The sequence below is a fragment of the Ruminococcus sp. D54t1_190329_F1 genome, from assembly GCF_015551645.1.
Lineage (GTDB): Bacteria > Bacillota > Clostridia > Lachnospirales > Lachnospiraceae > Blautia_A > Blautia_A faecis.
This window is the reverse complement of sequence record NZ_JADNDC010000006.1, coordinates 43634-59747: the sequence shown is the minus strand read 5'-3', so window position 1 is coordinate 59747 and position 16114 is coordinate 43634. Positions and strand designations below refer to the sequence as shown.

Below are 16114 nucleotides of genomic sequence, written 5' to 3'. Positions count from 1 at the left end.
ATTACCATTCTCCTGTCTTTCTTAAGTTAGATTCAAATATTCTGTTAAATCCAAGCCATTCTTTCTTGCTCTTATCTGCTGCAAAAATCTCGGTAAGAGTCTCCATGCGGGCATCTGTATTATCTGCAAGATTCAAAGCAACTGCCTCTACCATAGCAGGTTTCTTAGGGGAACCGTACTCAAGTTCGCCATGATGTGCCAGGATACAATGTACCAGCTGGTTCTCCAGATCCAGTGGAAAGTCCGGTATCTCCTTAATCAGATCATGAATCATCTGTGCTCCGATTATAATATGTCCCAGAAGCTGTCCCTCATCTGTATAATCATTCAGTGGAAAAGAAGAAAGTTCTCTTGTCTTTCCTACATCATGAAGAAGTGCTGCTGTGATCAGCATATCTCGCTTGATCACAGGATAAGCAGATGCCATATAATCACAAAGCCTGGCAACACTTAAAGTGTGCTCCATCAACCCGCCTATAAAGCCATGATGTACGGTCTTGGCTGCGGAATGCTCCTCGAAAGATTTCAAAAATTCTTTATCCTCTATAAACAGTTTCTTCAAAAGTGTATTCAGATGAGTATTCTTCACAGTGCCGATCATGGCAACCAGCTGGGTGTACATATCATCTGTGCTGTTCTCACTTACCGGAAGATAATCTGCCGGATTGTACTCACCCTCGCCTGCTTTGCGCACACGCTTGATATTCAGCTGCATAGCTCCTGCAAAGCTGGTCACGTCTCCCATGACTTCAATGTAATCCAGTGCGTCAAAATCATCAATTCCAAGAGAATTCGGATCCCAGATCTTTCCATCCATCATTCCAGTCTTATCCTGGAGTATAATATTCTCATAAGGCTTTCCGTTCTTGGTCACAGCCGGCTGCTTCTGCTTACACAGATAAATGCCACTGATCCGGTCGCCTTCATGTAACTCATTTAAAAAACGCATAATTTCCTTCCCTTTCTAAAAAAGACACGTCCGTTTTCCCAGACATTACAATCTTTTGTATCATAACAAATATTTATGAACATTTTATGAATTTCTCCCCACTTTTTCCTTTTCAAGTCCTTGAAAATCATGTACAATAAGGTGTGCAGTAATTATTGTTTACAAATTTGCTATTTAATGTGTTGGTCATTATCCCGGACGCGATTTCACAATGTATATTCACCGCCGCGCGTCGCAACGTTCCGGCAAGCTAATGACTAACTACGACTAAGACGCTCAGGAAAGCCTTCGCGCCTAAGTCTCCGTAAGTCATGGATCTCGCCTCCACTAAAACCGCTCCTAAAATGCGCGGCTTGCGAATATACATTGCAAAATCGCTGGTTACTGGAAAGGGAAGAAAGAAACAGTAACGACAACAACGCGGGTGGGGTGAAGTAGTTGGTATCCCGCAACTTTATTGTTTTTTCTAATCTATCGTTGTCAAGAAAGTATAGGGAAACCAGTCACTCACCCTCCCCCCTTCGTTAAAAGTTCTTACCAACCAGCAAGTCCCCAGTACACAGCATTTGGGCAATGTGTATTACTCCAACGAGCCATTTCAGGCGCGTTCCTAGCGAAGGTGAAATCCAGCGCTTACGAAGACTTATGCGTGAGGGCTCTCCCGAACGCATTAGTCGCAGTTAGCGATTAGTTCATCGGAGCGTTGCGCCGGCGAGTGAGTAATACACATTGTCCAAATGCGTCCGCATTGAAGAACTTTTAATCAACTAAATAGCAATTGATTTATAGGAGATATTATGAATCCAAAAGCTTTAAAATCACTTGAATACTACAAGATCATCGACCAACTGACAGAGAAGGCTTCTTCCCAGATGGGGAAAGACCTGTGCAGGCACCTCCTGCCCTCTGAAGATGTTTACGAAATCCGTCATATGCAGACCCAGACCAGAGACGCCCTCACACGCCTTTTCCAGAAAGGAAACATCTCCTTTGGAAGCGTAAAAGACGTGCGCGGCTCACTGAAACGTCTGGAAATCGGAAGTTCCCTTGGAATTTCCGAACTCCTTGCCATTGCCGGACTTCTGGAAAATACCAACCGTGTCAAAGCCTACTCCCGAAATGAGCGCGGAGATGCAAGAGAAGACTCTCTGGACGGCATGTTTGAGAGTTTGGAGCCATTGACTCCCCTCTCAGCCGAAATCCGCCGCTGCATCATTTCCCAGGACGAAATCAGTGACGACGCCAGTGCCGGTCTGATGCATGTACGCCGCAGCATGAAAGTTGCCAATGACCGCATCCACACCCAGCTGGCCTCCCTGGTAAACGGAAGCGCCCGTAATTACCTTCAGGACTCCGTTATCACCATGCGAAATGGCCGCTACTGTATCCCGGTAAAAGCCGAATACAAAGGCCAGGTTCCAGGTATGATCCACGACCAATCTTCCACAGGCTCCACCTTATTCATTGAGCCTCTGGCGATTGTCAAACTGAACAACGACATCCGCGAGCTGGAGCTTCAGGAACAGAAAGAGATCGAGGCAGTTCTCGCTACCCTAAGTGAACAGACCGCCCAGAATGTGGACGCCATTCGCGCAGACCTTGACATTATGATCCAGCTGGATTTCATTTTTGCCAGAGCAGGACTTGCACTGGATATGAATGCCACAGAGCCCATTTTCAATACAGAAAAACGCATTCACCTGAAACAGGCACGCCACCCGCTCATTCCCAGGAAGAAAGCCGTTCCCATTGACATCCGTCTTGGAGAAGACTTCGACCTCCTTGTTGTCACCGGACCAAACACCGGTGGTAAAACCGTTTCCCTTAAGACAGTTGGACTTCTGACCCTGATGGGACAGGCGGGACTTCACATTCCAGCCCTGGACCGCTCCGAGCTTTCTGTTTTCCGTGAGGTTTACGCAGATATCGGGGACGAGCAGAGCATCGAGCAGTCTCTCAGTACCTTTTCCTCACATATGACCAACGTAGTGTCTTTCCTGAAAAAAGCAGATCAGGACTCTCTGGTGCTTTTTGATGAGCTTGGCGCTGGTACCGACCCGACAGAAGGAGCGGCACTTGCCATCTCCATTTTGTCCTTCCTGCATGAACAAGGCATCCGCACTATGGCAACCACCCATTACAGTGAACTGAAAGTTTACGCCCTGTCCACTGACGGCGTTGAAAATGCCTGCTGTGAGTTTAATGTGGAAACCCTGCGTCCTACTTACCGCCTGCTCATCGGTGTTCCTGGAAAGAGTAATGCCTTTGCGATTTCTTCCAAACTTGGACTTCCGGACTTTATCATTGAGCGCGCCAAAGATCAGATCAGCCAGAAGGACGAGTCCTTCGAGGATGTACTTACCTCCCTGGAAAACAGCCGCGTGATCATCGAAAACGAGCGTCAGGAAGCAGAGCGTTACAAAACCCAGATTGCTTCCTTGAAACAGGAGTTAGAGTCCAAACAGGAGAAGCTGGACGAACGTAAAGAGCGGATCTTGCGCGAAGCCAACGAAGAAGCCCGTAAGATTCTTGCAGATGCTAAGGAATACGCAGATCAGACCATGAAAATGTTCCACAAATTCCAGAAAGATCACGTGGACACTGCTGCCATTGAAAAAGAACGCCAGAATCTTAGAAACCGCATAAACAAAGCCGAAAAGGGCATGTCCATGAACACCACCGTAAAGAAACCGAAAAAAGAGCTGAAGCCTAAGGATCTTTCCCTTGGAGATACCGTTCAGGTACTGAGCATGAATCTGAAAGGAACTGTCAGCAGTCATCCCGATTCCAAAGGCTTTCTTTTTGTACAGATGGGTATCATCCGTTCCAAGGTTCATATTTCTGACCTGGAGCTTGTTGACGAACCAGTTATCAACACTCCTGGACTTTCCAGAACAGGAGCAGGCAAGATCCGCATGTCCAAGTCTACCAGTGTTTCCACTGAAATTAATCTTCTTGGAAAAACTGTAGATGAGGCTGTGGCAGAACTGGATAAATATCTGGATGACGCTTATCTGGCACACTTAAAGAGCGTGCGTATCGTACATGGTAAAGGTACCGGTGCCCTTCGAAAAGGAGTACACAATTATCTCCGCCGCCAGAAGCATGTGGCAGATTTCCACCTGGCTGAATTTGGCGAAGGAGATGCTGGTGTTACCATTGTAGAATTTAAGAAATAACTATATTTTATAAGGAGAAACTATGGTTACTAAACAGAAAATCCTCATTGTCGATGATGACAACAATATTGCAGAGCTGATTTCTCTGTATCTTACCAAAGAATGTTTCGAAACAAAAATTGTAAACGATGGCGAGCTGGCTTTAAAAGAATTTCAGACTTTTCGCCCGAACCTAATTCTTCTGGATCTGATGCTTCCAGGTATTGACGGCTATCAGGTCTGCCGTGAGATCCGCCACACCTCAGACGTGCCGATCATTATGCTTTCCGCAAAAGGAGAAACCTTTGACAAGGTACTTGGCCTGGAGCTTGGCGCCGACGACTACATTATCAAGCCTTTTGATTCAAAAGAACTGGTTGCCCGTGTCCGTGCAGTTCTACGCCGTTTCCAGCCCAAACAGGCTGCAGTTGTAAGCGATGAGAAATGTGCCACTTATCCGGATCTTATTGTCAACCTTACCAACTATTCCGTTACTTATATGGGAAAACAGGTAGACATGCCGCCTAAGGAGCTGGAGCTTCTCTATTTCCTTGCTTCCTCACCCAATCAGGTATTCACCAGAGAGCAGCTTCTGGACCACATCTGGGGCTACGAATATATTGGCGATACCAGAACTGTAGACGTTCACATTAAACGTCTGCGCGAAAAAATCAAAGATCATCCGAACTGGTCTATTTCTACAGTCTGGGGAATCGGATACAAGTTTGAGGTAAAAAACGAATGAGAAAAACGGTTCACAGCAAACTGATCTGCAGTTATATTTTCATTGGAATTGTAGGCTTCCTTTTCGCTACAGCAGGTGGCTCTCATTTCGTGGAAACCTATCTGGAAGAAGAAGTTGGCGCAAGGCTGTATGACAGTGCTGTACGATTTGCTTCTGATGCTGTCACTGTACAGCAGATTGCAGACAATGATAGCAAAGGACTGGAAAAGATTATGGATATTCTGGCTTCCGGAGAGGAAGCCGGGATACTAATCCTGGATAAAAATTTCCATGTGATCGTGCAGTCCTCAAATCTGGAATATAACGTCAGTTCTGCGAAATCCACTGCCGATTCTGAAGTTCAGACTTCAGAAACAGATAAAATCCCAGAGAATGGAACATCCTCTGAAAAATTCTCTGCTGCAAACACAATTTCCATCCCCTATTCTGATCTGGACTTCTGGCTTAATACCCAATATCAGATCAGTAATTTTTATGGCTATTTTTCCAGTCCCCATCTTAATGTGATGATATCGGTGGAAAATTCCGGTGTAACAGAAGGCTATGTTACCTACCATTATGACATGCAGCAGCTTTATCAGAAACGAAGCGGTCTTCTTGGAATTCTTCAGATGGTTTTTTTTGCCGTGTATGCCTTGTGCGGACTGCTCCTTCTCTGCTATCAGAAATGGATCCATACTCCAATGCAGCAGATCATCAAGGGGGCTTCCGAATATGCCAACGGAGATCTGAGTTATCGCATTCCAGTGAAATCCGAGGACGAAATGGGCTATCTTGCCAAAACCCTGAACTACATGGCAGACAGGATCAACCAGAACGGAGAATACCAGCGCACCTTTATTGCCAATGTTTCCCACGATTTCCGCTCTCCTCTGACTTCCATCAAAGGATATGTGGAGGCAATTCTGGATGGCACCATCCCCCCGGAATTGCAGGACAAATATTTAAATATCATTTCCCATGAAGCTGACCGTCTGGAAAAACTGACGCGGAGCCTTCTGGTGCTGAATGATCTGGATGAACGGAAACGGATGATGAATATCCGCAAATTTGATATTAATGATGTGATCAAAAATACTGCCAATACGTTTGAGGTAATCTGTTCCAAAAAGAATATTGACCTGGAACTGCTGCTTTCCGGAAGAGAGCTGTTCGTAGAGGCAGATATGGAACAGATCCAGCAGGTACTGTACAATTTATTGGACAATGCAATCAAATTCAGTAATGACAATTCCTCGATCAACATCGAAACATCCGTAAAAAATGATAAGGTTTTCGTTTCTGTGAAGGATCACGGAGTAGGAATCCCCAAGGACAGCCTGTCCAAGGTGTGGGACAGATTCTACAAGACAGATACCTCCCGCGGAAAAGACCGGAAAGGTACAGGACTTGGGCTTTCTATTGTGAAAGAGATCATCAAAGCTCATAATCAGAATATAAATGTGATCAGCACGGAAGGTGTTGGAACAGAATTCATTTTTACTTTAAAGAAAGCAAAATAAATTATTCAGCAATTCTTTTTATAAAAAACAAAGACCTGGAGCGTGTTGAAAAAAAGCTCCAGGTCTTTTACTATTTCCAGTCATACTTGCGCAGATGCCCATCCAGTTTCAAATGGGCAAAGTCATGCTGACGAAAGGCTTCATAAAGAATAATGGCAACCGAATTACTCAGATTCAGGGATCTTGTTTCTCCCAGCATGGGAATCCTTACGCAGGTCTCCTGATTGTCACGGAGAATCTCCTCCGGGATTCCGGCACTCTCCTTGCCAAACATGATAAAGCAGTCATCCTCATACTTCACATCCGCATAAGTCTGAGGTGCTTTCGTAGTCGCATAATAAATCTTCGCTCCAGGATTTCTCTCCAGAAAATCTTCATAATCCAGATAAGTAGTTACATCCAGATCTTTCCAGTAGTCCATTCCGGCACGTTTCAGTGCTTTCTCACTTAATGAAAATCCCAACGGCTCGATCAGATGGAGCCTGGTTCCTGTAGCCACACAGGTACGTCCTATATTTCCTGTGTTCGCCGGAATCTCCGGCTCATGAAGTACAATGTTTAATGTTCCCATAGTTTTTATACTCTCCTGTAATTACAGCAGTTTTATTTCGATTTTAAGGCAATATCTTATATATCTCGTCTTTAGCCGGCCGCTCCAGATACCTGCCATTCCCATTGTAGTAAAGCATTCTGTCATTTCCAGCATTCGTCTGTCCAATCACAGCAGCCATCATGCCCATTCTGCGAAGCTCCTGCACCAATGCTTCTCCTGCCGGAATACCGATCAGAACAGCCCCTTCCGAATTCAGCTTATAAGGATTAATGTCAAAGATTTCACAAATTTCAATTGTCTCCTGGCGTATGGGTACCTTGGAAAAATCCATTTCCAGTCCCACCTGGGAAGCCTCCGCCATCTTCCACAGAGCACTCAGAAAACCACCCTCGCCCATTGCATAAAAAGCGGTAGCGCCAGCCTCTTTTATATTTATCTCATCCGCAGTCCCGTAAAGGGTTCTCAGATTCTCTGCCTCCCGTAAAAAACCTTCTGAAAAATGCTCTCTTAAAATCTCATGTTTTTCCCTTGCAATCTGCGCTGTGCCGTAAAGAGCAATGGCTCCAGCCACCACCAGTTCGTTTCCAGGCGTAAGAAGCCCGCTGATTTCAGCCTGCAGTGCTTCCATAGCCGCTTTTCCAAGCCTCATTTTCTCTTTTCCCTACAGAAGAAGAGAGAGGACAGCAGGAACTACCATTGCCAGAACAAGAATAACAGCAATGATCGCAGTTACAAGTTTTCTTTTCTTTGGATCAAACATTCCCATAATTTTTAACCTCTCATAACCATCCGGCACTTTACAGACTACAAATATACGCCATGTCAATACGGCCAGCCGAACAGTTACACCCTTTCTTTATTATATCTGAATTTCCTTCACTGCCGCATTATGAAGCAGTGGATCCCGGTTTTCATAATCAAACAACAATATTTTCCCATCCCGGAACACCTCAATATGCGCTGTCTTGGGCACCTTTTCCTGGCGCCTGTACTCCCAGACTGCTTTCTCATAGGGCTTCTGGTCATACTCAAAGGATGGATGACTTTTCAGGTTTTCGCGGAGATACAGGTCGTAGATCATGCTGTCTGCCACCTTTTCCCAGGTCGCAGTTTCCATTCCTCTGCAATCTTCCGCAGCTTTTCCCGCGGAATTCTCCACCTCAGGATCCTGATTTCCAGATTTTACTGCGGATTGTTCTTCCAGTTCTTCCTTCACAAACTCCAGCAGAATCTCATATCTGCGCATTCTGGAATGGGAAATCTCTGAATAACCTTTTTTCTCATAAAACTGTCCCAGCTTCTCATACAATGTGAAAGCATCCTCAAACAAAGGCTCCACACAGGCGATGGTATTCTGAAACTGTCCACTATTATAGTACAGTTCCACCATACTTTCCACCATTTTCAGCTTCAAAATGTCTTCATATGGCAGCCACCTGGTTCCCAGTACCTCATATGGCTCCAGTTCTTTATGCACAATGCCATATTCCTCTGTCATCTCTTTCATATGAGAGCCCTTCAGAACCTTCAGAAATCCAAGCTGAAGCTGCTGGGGACGAAGTGCATAAACATCATTGAAGGACCGGTGAAAGCTGTCATAATCCTCATAAGGAAGACCAGCGATCAGATCCAGATGCTGGTGAATATTCTTAAAACTGTGGATGCGTTTTACAATCCCTGCCAGCTTCGGAAAATCCATAGTCCTGTGGATAGCACGAATAGTGTCCGGATTTGTGGACTGTACACCGATTTCCAGCTGGATCAGCCCCGGACGCATGGTGCTCATCAGTTCCAGTTCATTTTCCCTCAACAAATCTGCTGAAATCTCAAAGTGGAAATTGGTAATTCCATTATCATGATCTTTTATGTACTGCCAGATGGTCATTGCATGATCGTGCTTGCAATTAAAGGTTCTGTCCACAAATTTCACCTGTGGCACTTTGTGATCCAGGAAAAACTGAAGTTCTTTCTTTACCAGTTCCAGGTCGCGAAAACGCAGTTTCTTGTCCACAGATGACAGACAATAGCTGCATGAAAAAGGACAGCCCCGACTGCTCTCATAATAGATAATACGGTTTTCAAAATCCTTCAGATCTTCATAAGCAAAGGGTACCCTGCTTAAATCCATGATCTGCCGCCATCCGTTATTCTGAATTGTACCGTCTGGTTTACAGTACACAAGTCCGGTGGTTTCCTCCAGAGAAGGACTTCCATTCACATAGTGCTTCACCAGTTCCAGGAAGGTCTCCTCTCCTTCTCCAACCATTACACCATCAAATGCCGGGTTCTTTTTCAGAAATTCCTCTGCATCATACGATACCTCCGGGCCTCCCGCCCAGAAAGGAACATCCGGCAGGATCTTTCTCAGATCCTGCATCAGTTCCCGCACAAAAGTAATGTTCCAGATATAGCAGGATATGCAGATCACATCCGGGTGACATCTGTAAATATCCTTCAGAATGTCATCCTTCTGCTGATTGATGGTGTATTCCCGAAGTACAACATTGCTGTCATATTCTTTTGCGCAGGCTTTCAGGTTAAAGACAGCCAGATTGGAATGTATATATTTTGCATTACATGCTGCAAGTAATATCTTCATCGTTCTTACTCGTCCAGAAGTTTCTTTAACTCTTCTTTATCTGTAAGACCAACCAGACGGTGTGCTTCTGCTCCGTTCTTGAAAATGATCAGGGTAGGGATGCTCATAACCCGGAACTGCTGTGCAAGCTCCATGTTCTGGTCTACATCAAGCTTTCCTACTGCATAGCCTTCCTCTCCCAGTTCCTCCACGATTGGCCCCTGACGCATGCATGGTCCGCACCAGGTTGCCCAGAAATCAAGAAGAAACGGTTTCTCAGATTTTAATACTTCCTCTTCGAAATTCTGTGTTGTGATTACTTTTGCCATAATTGATCCATCCTTTCTATCGGTCTATTCTTCTCTCTGATTTCACGCCGCAATTCTACTTTTTTTGTCTGTTTCTCACATACTGGTTTGCACTGAGTCCTGCCTGAGCGCCATCGTAAACTGCCTTTGCCACCTGCAAAAGACCGCCGGTACAATCACCTGCTGCAAAAAGCCCCGGAATGGTGCTCTCCATCTTTTCGTTTACCTTGATGTTGCCTTTCTCAGTAAGTGCCGCGCCCATCTGTCTTGCCATCTCTGCACTTCCTGCAGTTCCAAGAGCTACAAAAACGCCGTCTGCCGGGACAAATGTCTCCGTGGAATCCCTTACCGGACTCTCCGGGTTATGGAGCTCTGAAGCTTCCATTTCAGCTTCCTTTCCTTCTGGCAAAAGCTGAAAGTTCTTCTCTCCGTCAGTATCTGATTTTGCATCCGTCTCAGACTGAGAGATCAGACGCAGTCCGGACACCTTCTCGTCTCCCTCTACAGACTGAATTTTCATTGTATTCACCGCAAAAGAAGATTTCCTGGAAAACTCCGGTTCTTTCCCATCTGTGTAAATGGTAACAGAACCAGCCATAGGTGCCAGTTCTTCTGCCTCATGAAGAGCAAAGTCGCTGTTTCCAAGCACTGCAACATCCTTTCCCCTGTAGAAAAATGCGTCGCACACAGCACAGTAGCTGACACCTCTTCCCTCAAGTTCCTTAATCCCCGGAATTGCAGGAGCCTTTCGTTTGCTTCCTGTGGCAAGAATCACGCTGATGGTGTCAAAATCACCTGCTGTTGTCTTTACTGTAAAAGTATCAAACCCGCCAATCCCCAGCACCTGTGCCTCCAGGATCCGCACGCCTAATGCTTTCGCCTGTGCAAGTCCTGTCTCAAATAATTCTTTCCCGGAAACAGGATGTTCCATACCATAATAATTCTCTATTTTTTCTGCTTTTTCCAAAGCACCAATGCCGTTATTGATCACCAGTGGATCCATATTTGCCCGGGCAGCATACAAAGCTGCGGAAATTCCTGCCGGTCCGGCACCGATAATGATTATTTTTTCCATATACTTCAGAATCACCTGCCTTTCTTATGATTCCAATCATTTCCACATATTGTTATTTACCATGTAACTGTTCCGTATCTTCACAGTTACCCCATTCCCTGAAGGGTACCTGCTAAATAGTTACCTGACAATATACTTTCTATAAAAGAAATTCAGACTTTTCATTTTTCGTCGGTTCTTTTATCGTCTATAGCCTTCTCTGCATAAGCCAGTCCCCAGAATATCACAGCTGGCATACACGCCATCAACGGAAACGCATAACGCAGAAGACCGTTTACCGGAGAAGCTATACAGATTGCCACATTCAGCGCCGGGGCAGCCAATACCAGGATTCCTTTCCATCGCTTCCTGTAGATCAGATATCCAAGGAGCAGAATCACGATCCATGTGTAGGTTCCCGCATTGCAGATCTGCGCAAGACCTGGAATCTGACTCCACAGATCGGCATAACGTTTCAGCTGATTCCTTGTCTCTGCGGAAAAGATCTGATGATAATCTGACTCTTCAATCAGCGGCTCATTTACTGTATAGAAGCGGTAGGAGCTCTGCGCGGTGCAATTATGAAATGGGTAATAATATCCATAGCTGTTATGAAGTGTGGCTTCTATATACACCCCCGGATGCCTCAGAAACATGCTGAACCAGGCATTAAAGTAGCGTTTCAGCTTCGCCATGGTAATATGTCCGCCGCGATAAGTTGCCTTTACCGGATCAGACAGTTCCGGATTATACAAATCCGCAATCTCATCATACTTCATCACCCCGTCAATTGCTCTAGCTTCTTCCTTTGTCACATCATCCGGATATTCCTTCAGATATCTGGCTGTCTGCTGCATTGGAATTGAGAAAAATACTCTGGATGGGAAATTACCAATGTATAGTCTCGGTGCCACTTCTTTCTGAAGCCCCATGTAGCCCACTGTCACAAGGATCACCATTCCAACTGCATACAGTCTGCGTTTTTTTCCAAGGAAAAAGAATAACAGGATAAATGCAGGAAGCACCATGTAAAGTCCATTATTTCTGGTAATGCACATGCCAAAGCCAACCAGAAACAGCACTGTCAGCTGCTGTCTTAAAGACTGACCGCTTTTTTCCCGAAGGGTGGGAATGCAACATTCCACATAGATTACCATGAAAAGGGAAAACAGAGCGCTGAAACTTCCATCCTTAATGATCGTCTGGGAATAAGCTCCAAATACAGGCACAAGACTGAAAAATGCAATACAGCAGATATTGAACCATCTTGGTGCTCCCCATGATTTCAGTTTATAACAAACAGTGGCATAACATACCGCATAAATCAGTGCCAGCACGCCAACCACCATGAAAATGCCCCAGTTATCACTGATCACATTTCCAATTGTCATCAAGGCTCCCATTATAAGGCTTAATTCCCATGGATGCTTGTTTGTAAATCTCTGATTTCCGGCAAACATATTCAGCTGCCGGAAGCCATCATAGGGAACACTTCCTGGCCAGAAGATCAGGATATAGGGAAGCCATCCTGCCAAAATCAGCAAAAATGCTACCAGAAGGTAGTGTTTTTCCATAAATTCCGGAAATTTCTTTATATTCCTGCTGTGCAGAAAAGGATGCTTCTCTCCATATGCATATAAAAGACTGATCACTATATCAAACAGAAAAAAGAATCCTGCCCATGTAAGCAATGCAATCAGAATCTGATTTCTCCCAGCTGTAAAGAAGGACCAGTTTCCCTGCACGGAAAAGGACATTCCGATCAGCATAAAAACAGAAAACATGGCGGCGATCAGATGCGTGATCCATTTACAGCTTCTGCAAAAATTCCTCCAGCATTTCATGTACAATGCAATGATCGCAATGAGAACCACCAGTTTGTCGATTCCGATTCCTGTCATCTCTTTCTTGCATAAAGAAAGAAATGTTTCTCCCGGATTATCTGCCGAACCAGCATACAAGCCCGTCATGGAAAGAGCAAACACTGTTAAAATGGCAGCAATAACCGGCAAAGTATATTTTTTTAATTTTTTTTCCACCAATAAATCCTCCCGATTTTTATCACACTGCCATTCTAACATTACTATATATGAAAAGCAAGGCGTGGTTTTTACAAGGTAAATTTTGGGAATTTACAGATTTTTTGAAATTTTTGTTGCGCCAGAGCAGTTTCTGTGCTATTATATGCGCTGTAAGTTCAGAGAACTTATAAATGCCCAGATAGCTCAGTTGGTAGAGCAGAGGACTGAAAATCCTCGTGTCGCTGGTTCGATTCCGGCTCTGGGCATTTTTTTATTTTTCGGACACGCTCTGGAAAAAGCCGCCCCCGAAGGGGCGGCCTCATTTATTTTGTAAGCATTTCATCTAATGTTTCGTTCAGCATCTCTCTGGATGTCACCTGTATCGCCTGAATTCCTGCCTTCTTCGCTCCTTCCACATTATCCATGCGGTCATCGAAAAACAGACACTCTTCTGCTTTCAGGCTATATTTCTCCAGAAGGATTTCATAAATTTCCCTGTCTGGCTTCAGGGCGTGAACCTGATAGGAAACAACTCCCCCATCAAGCACATCCAGGAATTTCGCTCCCTTGGTGTGCACATGGAACAGTTCTTCTGAGTAGTTGGAAAGCAGGTAAATCTTATAACCATTTTCCTTTAGCGCTGCAACCTTGTCCCAGACCTCCGGACGCTTTACAGCCATCTGCTCTCCGTTTCGAAGGAACCAGCCCATCACATCCACATCGTCCGGGTACTTCAGTTCATACTGATGAATGGCTTCCTCAAGGCTCAGCCTTCCTCCGTCAAGTCCCTGTACCCAGATCTCATTGTCAAACATTTCCTCGCCAATTCTCTTCGCCTCAGCTTCAGAAAGGCCGTAGTCCCTGGTCAGCATCTCAAACCAGCGATACTCCACCAGTACATCTCCAACATCAAAAATTAAATTCCGAATCATTAGTCTTCATAACCATTCGGGTTATTACTCTGCCATCTCCAGGAATCCTCGCACATCTCACGGATGCCATTCTCAGCTGTCCAGCCAAGCTCTTTCGCTGCCTTGGAAGCATCGCAGTAGCAGGTAGCAATATCGCCTGCACGACGTGGTTTGATCGCATATGGGATCTTAACGCCTGTTGCAGCTTCGAAATTCTTCACAATATCAAGAACACTGTAGCCTTTTCCTGTGCCAAGGTTATAGATTGCAAGTCCAGGATTCTCCTCGATCTTTTTAAGCGCTTTTACATGACCTTTGGCAAGATCTACTACATGGATATAATCTCTCACGCCGGTTCCATCCGGAGTGTCATAGTCATTACCGAATACGCCAAGCTCTTTCAGCTTGCCAACAGCAACCTGTGTGATGTATGGCATAAGGTTGTTCGGGATACCATTTGGGTTTTCGCCGATGGTTCCGCTCTTGTGGGCACCGATCGGATTAAAATAACGAAGCAGCATTACGTTCCACTCCGGATCTGCTTTCTGGATGTCTGTAAGAACCTGCTCCAGCATGGATTTGGTCCAGCCATATGGGTTGGTACACTGTCCTTTCGGGCATTCTTCTGTGATCGGGATCTGTGCCGGATCTCCATATACAGTTGCAGAGGAAGAGAAAATAATATTCTTAACACCATGTTTTCTCATTACATCTACAAGAGTCAGGGTTCCTGCAATATTATTCTCATAATATTCCCAAGGCTTTACAACGGACTCTCCAACAGCCTTCAGTCCGGCAAAATGAATACAGGAGTCAATGTCTTCTTTGTCAAAAATCTGGTCAAGGGCTTCCCTGTCCAGGATATCTGCTTTATAAAATTTAACCGGCTTGCCTGTGATCTTGGAAACTCTGTCAAGGGCCTTCTCGCTGGAATTAGACAGATTATCCAGAACTACTACGTCATAACCGGAATTCTGAAGTTCTACAACTGTATGGCTTCCAATGTATCCTGCACCGCCTGTTACTAAAATTGCCATGATATTTTCCTCCTCGTTTGCTGCAAAGTTCCCACCATTCATCACAATCAATAAACAAATAACCTTCTGCTGTTTTCTCTTTTCACAGCACTCCACGGAATGTTATCCGCAAACAGCAACTGTGATGGTTTATGTCCATTCTTTGCAATCCTTATTAGTAACCTGGAAGGCATTTTTTATGCCTGCCAAGTTTAGAATACCACTATTTATATTTTTCTACAATAGCTTTCATCTCAGATAATTTCTGTTCCATATCCCACACCAACTTGAACTGGGTTCTTGCACGATCCAGATTCTGATTCTCTCGATGGATGCGGAAATAATGATCTCCCTCCAGATGGTCTGCCAGGAAACGCATTCCACACTCAAAGGTCATCAGGATTGCACCCATCGGAAGCATTTCCACCTCCAAATCTGTGAGGGCACCGCCGCAGCCTTCCAGAAATCCTTTTACATACACCTCAAACAGATGAAGGTCACAGGACACTTTGGAAATATCCTGCTCATCCTCTGCTGCCGTGCTTGCGCCAAAACGGATGGAATCACCAAAATCATTCAGAGAAAGTCCCGGCATTACCGTGTCCAGATCGATCACACAGATTCCCTTATGGGTAGCATTGTCGATCATGATATTATTCAGCTTTGTGTCATTGTGCGTTACACGAAGAGGCAGCTTACCTGCATCCTGTAAATCCACAAGTGTATGGGCCAGCTGCTCTCTTTCCAGGACAAACTGTATCTCCTTCTGAACATCAGCCGCCCGTCCGCATGCATCCTCTTCCACAGCCTTTTTAAAATTGGCAAATCGCTTCACTGTATTATGAAAATCCGGGATTGTCTCATGAAGAGTATCTGCCGGATAATCAGCAAGAAGGCGCTGGAAATTACCAAATGCAAGAGCACTCTGGTAAAAATCCTCGTCATTTTCCACCTGATCAAAGCAGGTTGCATCTTCTATAAACAGATACGCTCTCCAGTATTCTCCCTCTTTATCTACAAAATAAGGAGCTCCAGCACGGTCATTTACGATATTCAGGGTTTCGCGCTCTGCATCCCCGCCATTTTCCAGGATTTTCTTCTTCAGCCAGGAGGTGACACCACTGATATTCTCCATAAGACCAACAGGATCTTTGAAAATCTGCTTGTTCATTTTCTGGAGAATATAGCGCTTCTGTCCGGCTTCTGTGGAAAATACAGCACAGTAAGTCTCATTAATGTGGCCATTTCCAAATATGCCAACCTCTTCAAGTTTACCGCCAAAATCAAAGCTGTTGATTACTTCCATCAGTTCCTGATGG

General features: G+C 45.0%; 13 protein-coding genes and 1 tRNA gene. 4 read left to right on the top strand and 10 right to left on the bottom strand.

The features are described from left to right. Position 1: 1 nt before the first annotated feature. A complete protein-coding gene (locus I2D69_RS03875) occupies positions 2–949 on the bottom strand; it encodes an HD domain-containing protein (protein ID WP_195379428.1) in 948 nt (315 codons plus the stop codon). Positions 950–1746: 797 nt separating this feature from the next. Here I2D69_RS03875 and I2D69_RS03870 point away from each other — a divergent pair. Genes I2D69_RS03870 through I2D69_RS03860 form a run of 3 tightly spaced genes read left to right on the top strand, consistent with a single transcriptional unit; the run spans position 1747 to position 6354 of the window. After that, a complete protein-coding gene (locus I2D69_RS03870) occupies positions 1747–4128 on the top strand; it encodes an endonuclease MutS2 (protein WP_173769850.1) in 2382 nt (793 codons plus the stop codon). A gap of 22 nt (positions 4129–4150) precedes the next feature. Beyond that, positions 4151–4852, top strand: coding sequence for a response regulator transcription factor (locus tag I2D69_RS03865; protein ID WP_173769851.1), 702 nt, complete (start codon positions 4151–4153; stop codon positions 4850–4852). Next, complete coding sequence (locus tag I2D69_RS03860) at positions 4849–6354, top strand: HAMP domain-containing sensor histidine kinase (RefSeq protein WP_118582330.1); 1506 nt, start codon at positions 4849–4851, stop codon at positions 6352–6354. The genes I2D69_RS03865 and I2D69_RS03860 overlap by 4 nt, the downstream gene beginning before the upstream one ends. 70 nt (positions 6355–6424) lie before the next feature. Here I2D69_RS03860 and I2D69_RS03855 read toward each other — a convergent pair whose 3' ends face one another. The 6 genes from I2D69_RS03855 to I2D69_RS03830 form a co-directional block, all read right to left on the bottom strand. Beyond that, a complete protein-coding gene (locus I2D69_RS03855; protein WP_173718216.1) occupies positions 6425–6925 on the bottom strand; it encodes a tRNA (cytidine(34)-2'-O)-methyltransferase in 501 nt (166 codons plus the stop codon). A gap of 43 nt (positions 6926–6968) precedes the next feature. Next, entirely contained in the window at positions 6969–7556 is a 588-nt protein-coding gene (locus I2D69_RS03850) for an AIR synthase-related protein (protein ID WP_173716892.1), read from the bottom strand. A gap of 210 nt (positions 7557–7766) precedes the next feature. Beyond that, positions 7767–9506 carry a B12-binding domain-containing radical SAM protein gene (locus I2D69_RS03845; RefSeq protein WP_173718215.1) on the bottom strand — a complete coding sequence of 580 codons (1740 nt, stop codon included), beginning with the start codon at positions 9504–9506 and terminating at the stop codon, positions 7767–7769. Positions 9507–9511: 5 nt separating this feature from the next. Then, the gene (gene trxA / locus I2D69_RS03840; protein ID WP_118582321.1) at positions 9512–9814 is read right to left on the bottom strand and encodes a thioredoxin; all 303 of its coding nucleotides are present in this window, start codon (positions 9812–9814) and stop codon (positions 9512–9514) included. 55 nt (positions 9815–9869) lie between these two features. Beyond that, positions 9870–10868: an FAD-dependent oxidoreductase gene (locus I2D69_RS03835; RefSeq protein WP_173718214.1), complete on the bottom strand. Its 999-nt coding sequence runs from the start codon at positions 10866–10868 to the stop codon at positions 9870–9872. Between the two features lie 161 nt (positions 10869–11029). Beyond that, positions 11030–12886, bottom strand: coding sequence for a DUF6020 family protein (locus I2D69_RS03830; protein WP_195379427.1), 1857 nt, complete (start codon positions 12884–12886; stop codon positions 11030–11032). Between the two features lie 175 nt (positions 12887–13061). Between I2D69_RS03830 and I2D69_RS03825 the strand changes: the two genes are divergently transcribed. Then, a tRNA-Phe gene (locus tag I2D69_RS03825) sits at positions 13062–13134 on the top strand. Positions 13135–13191: 57 nt separating this feature from the next. Here the strand turns inward: I2D69_RS03825 and I2D69_RS03820 are convergent. The 3 genes from I2D69_RS03820 to I2D69_RS03810 all read right to left on the bottom strand — a co-directional run bounded on the left by I2D69_RS03820 (position 13192) and on the right by I2D69_RS03810 (position 16101). After that, entirely contained in the window at positions 13192–13800 is a 609-nt protein-coding gene (locus tag I2D69_RS03820) for an HAD family phosphatase (RefSeq protein ID WP_195379426.1), read from the bottom strand. Then, on the bottom strand, positions 13800–14816 hold the full coding sequence (gene galE / locus I2D69_RS03815) for a UDP-glucose 4-epimerase GalE (protein WP_118582312.1): 1017 nt from the start codon (positions 14814–14816) through the stop codon (positions 13800–13802). Before galE ends, I2D69_RS03820 begins: the two co-directional genes overlap by 1 nt. 202 nt (positions 14817–15018) lie before the next feature. Then, positions 15019–16101, bottom strand: a complete 1083-nt coding sequence (locus I2D69_RS03810) for an aminoglycoside phosphotransferase family protein (RefSeq protein WP_148461808.1) — start codon at positions 16099–16101, stop codon at positions 15019–15021. Positions 16102–16114 lie beyond the last annotated feature (13 nt).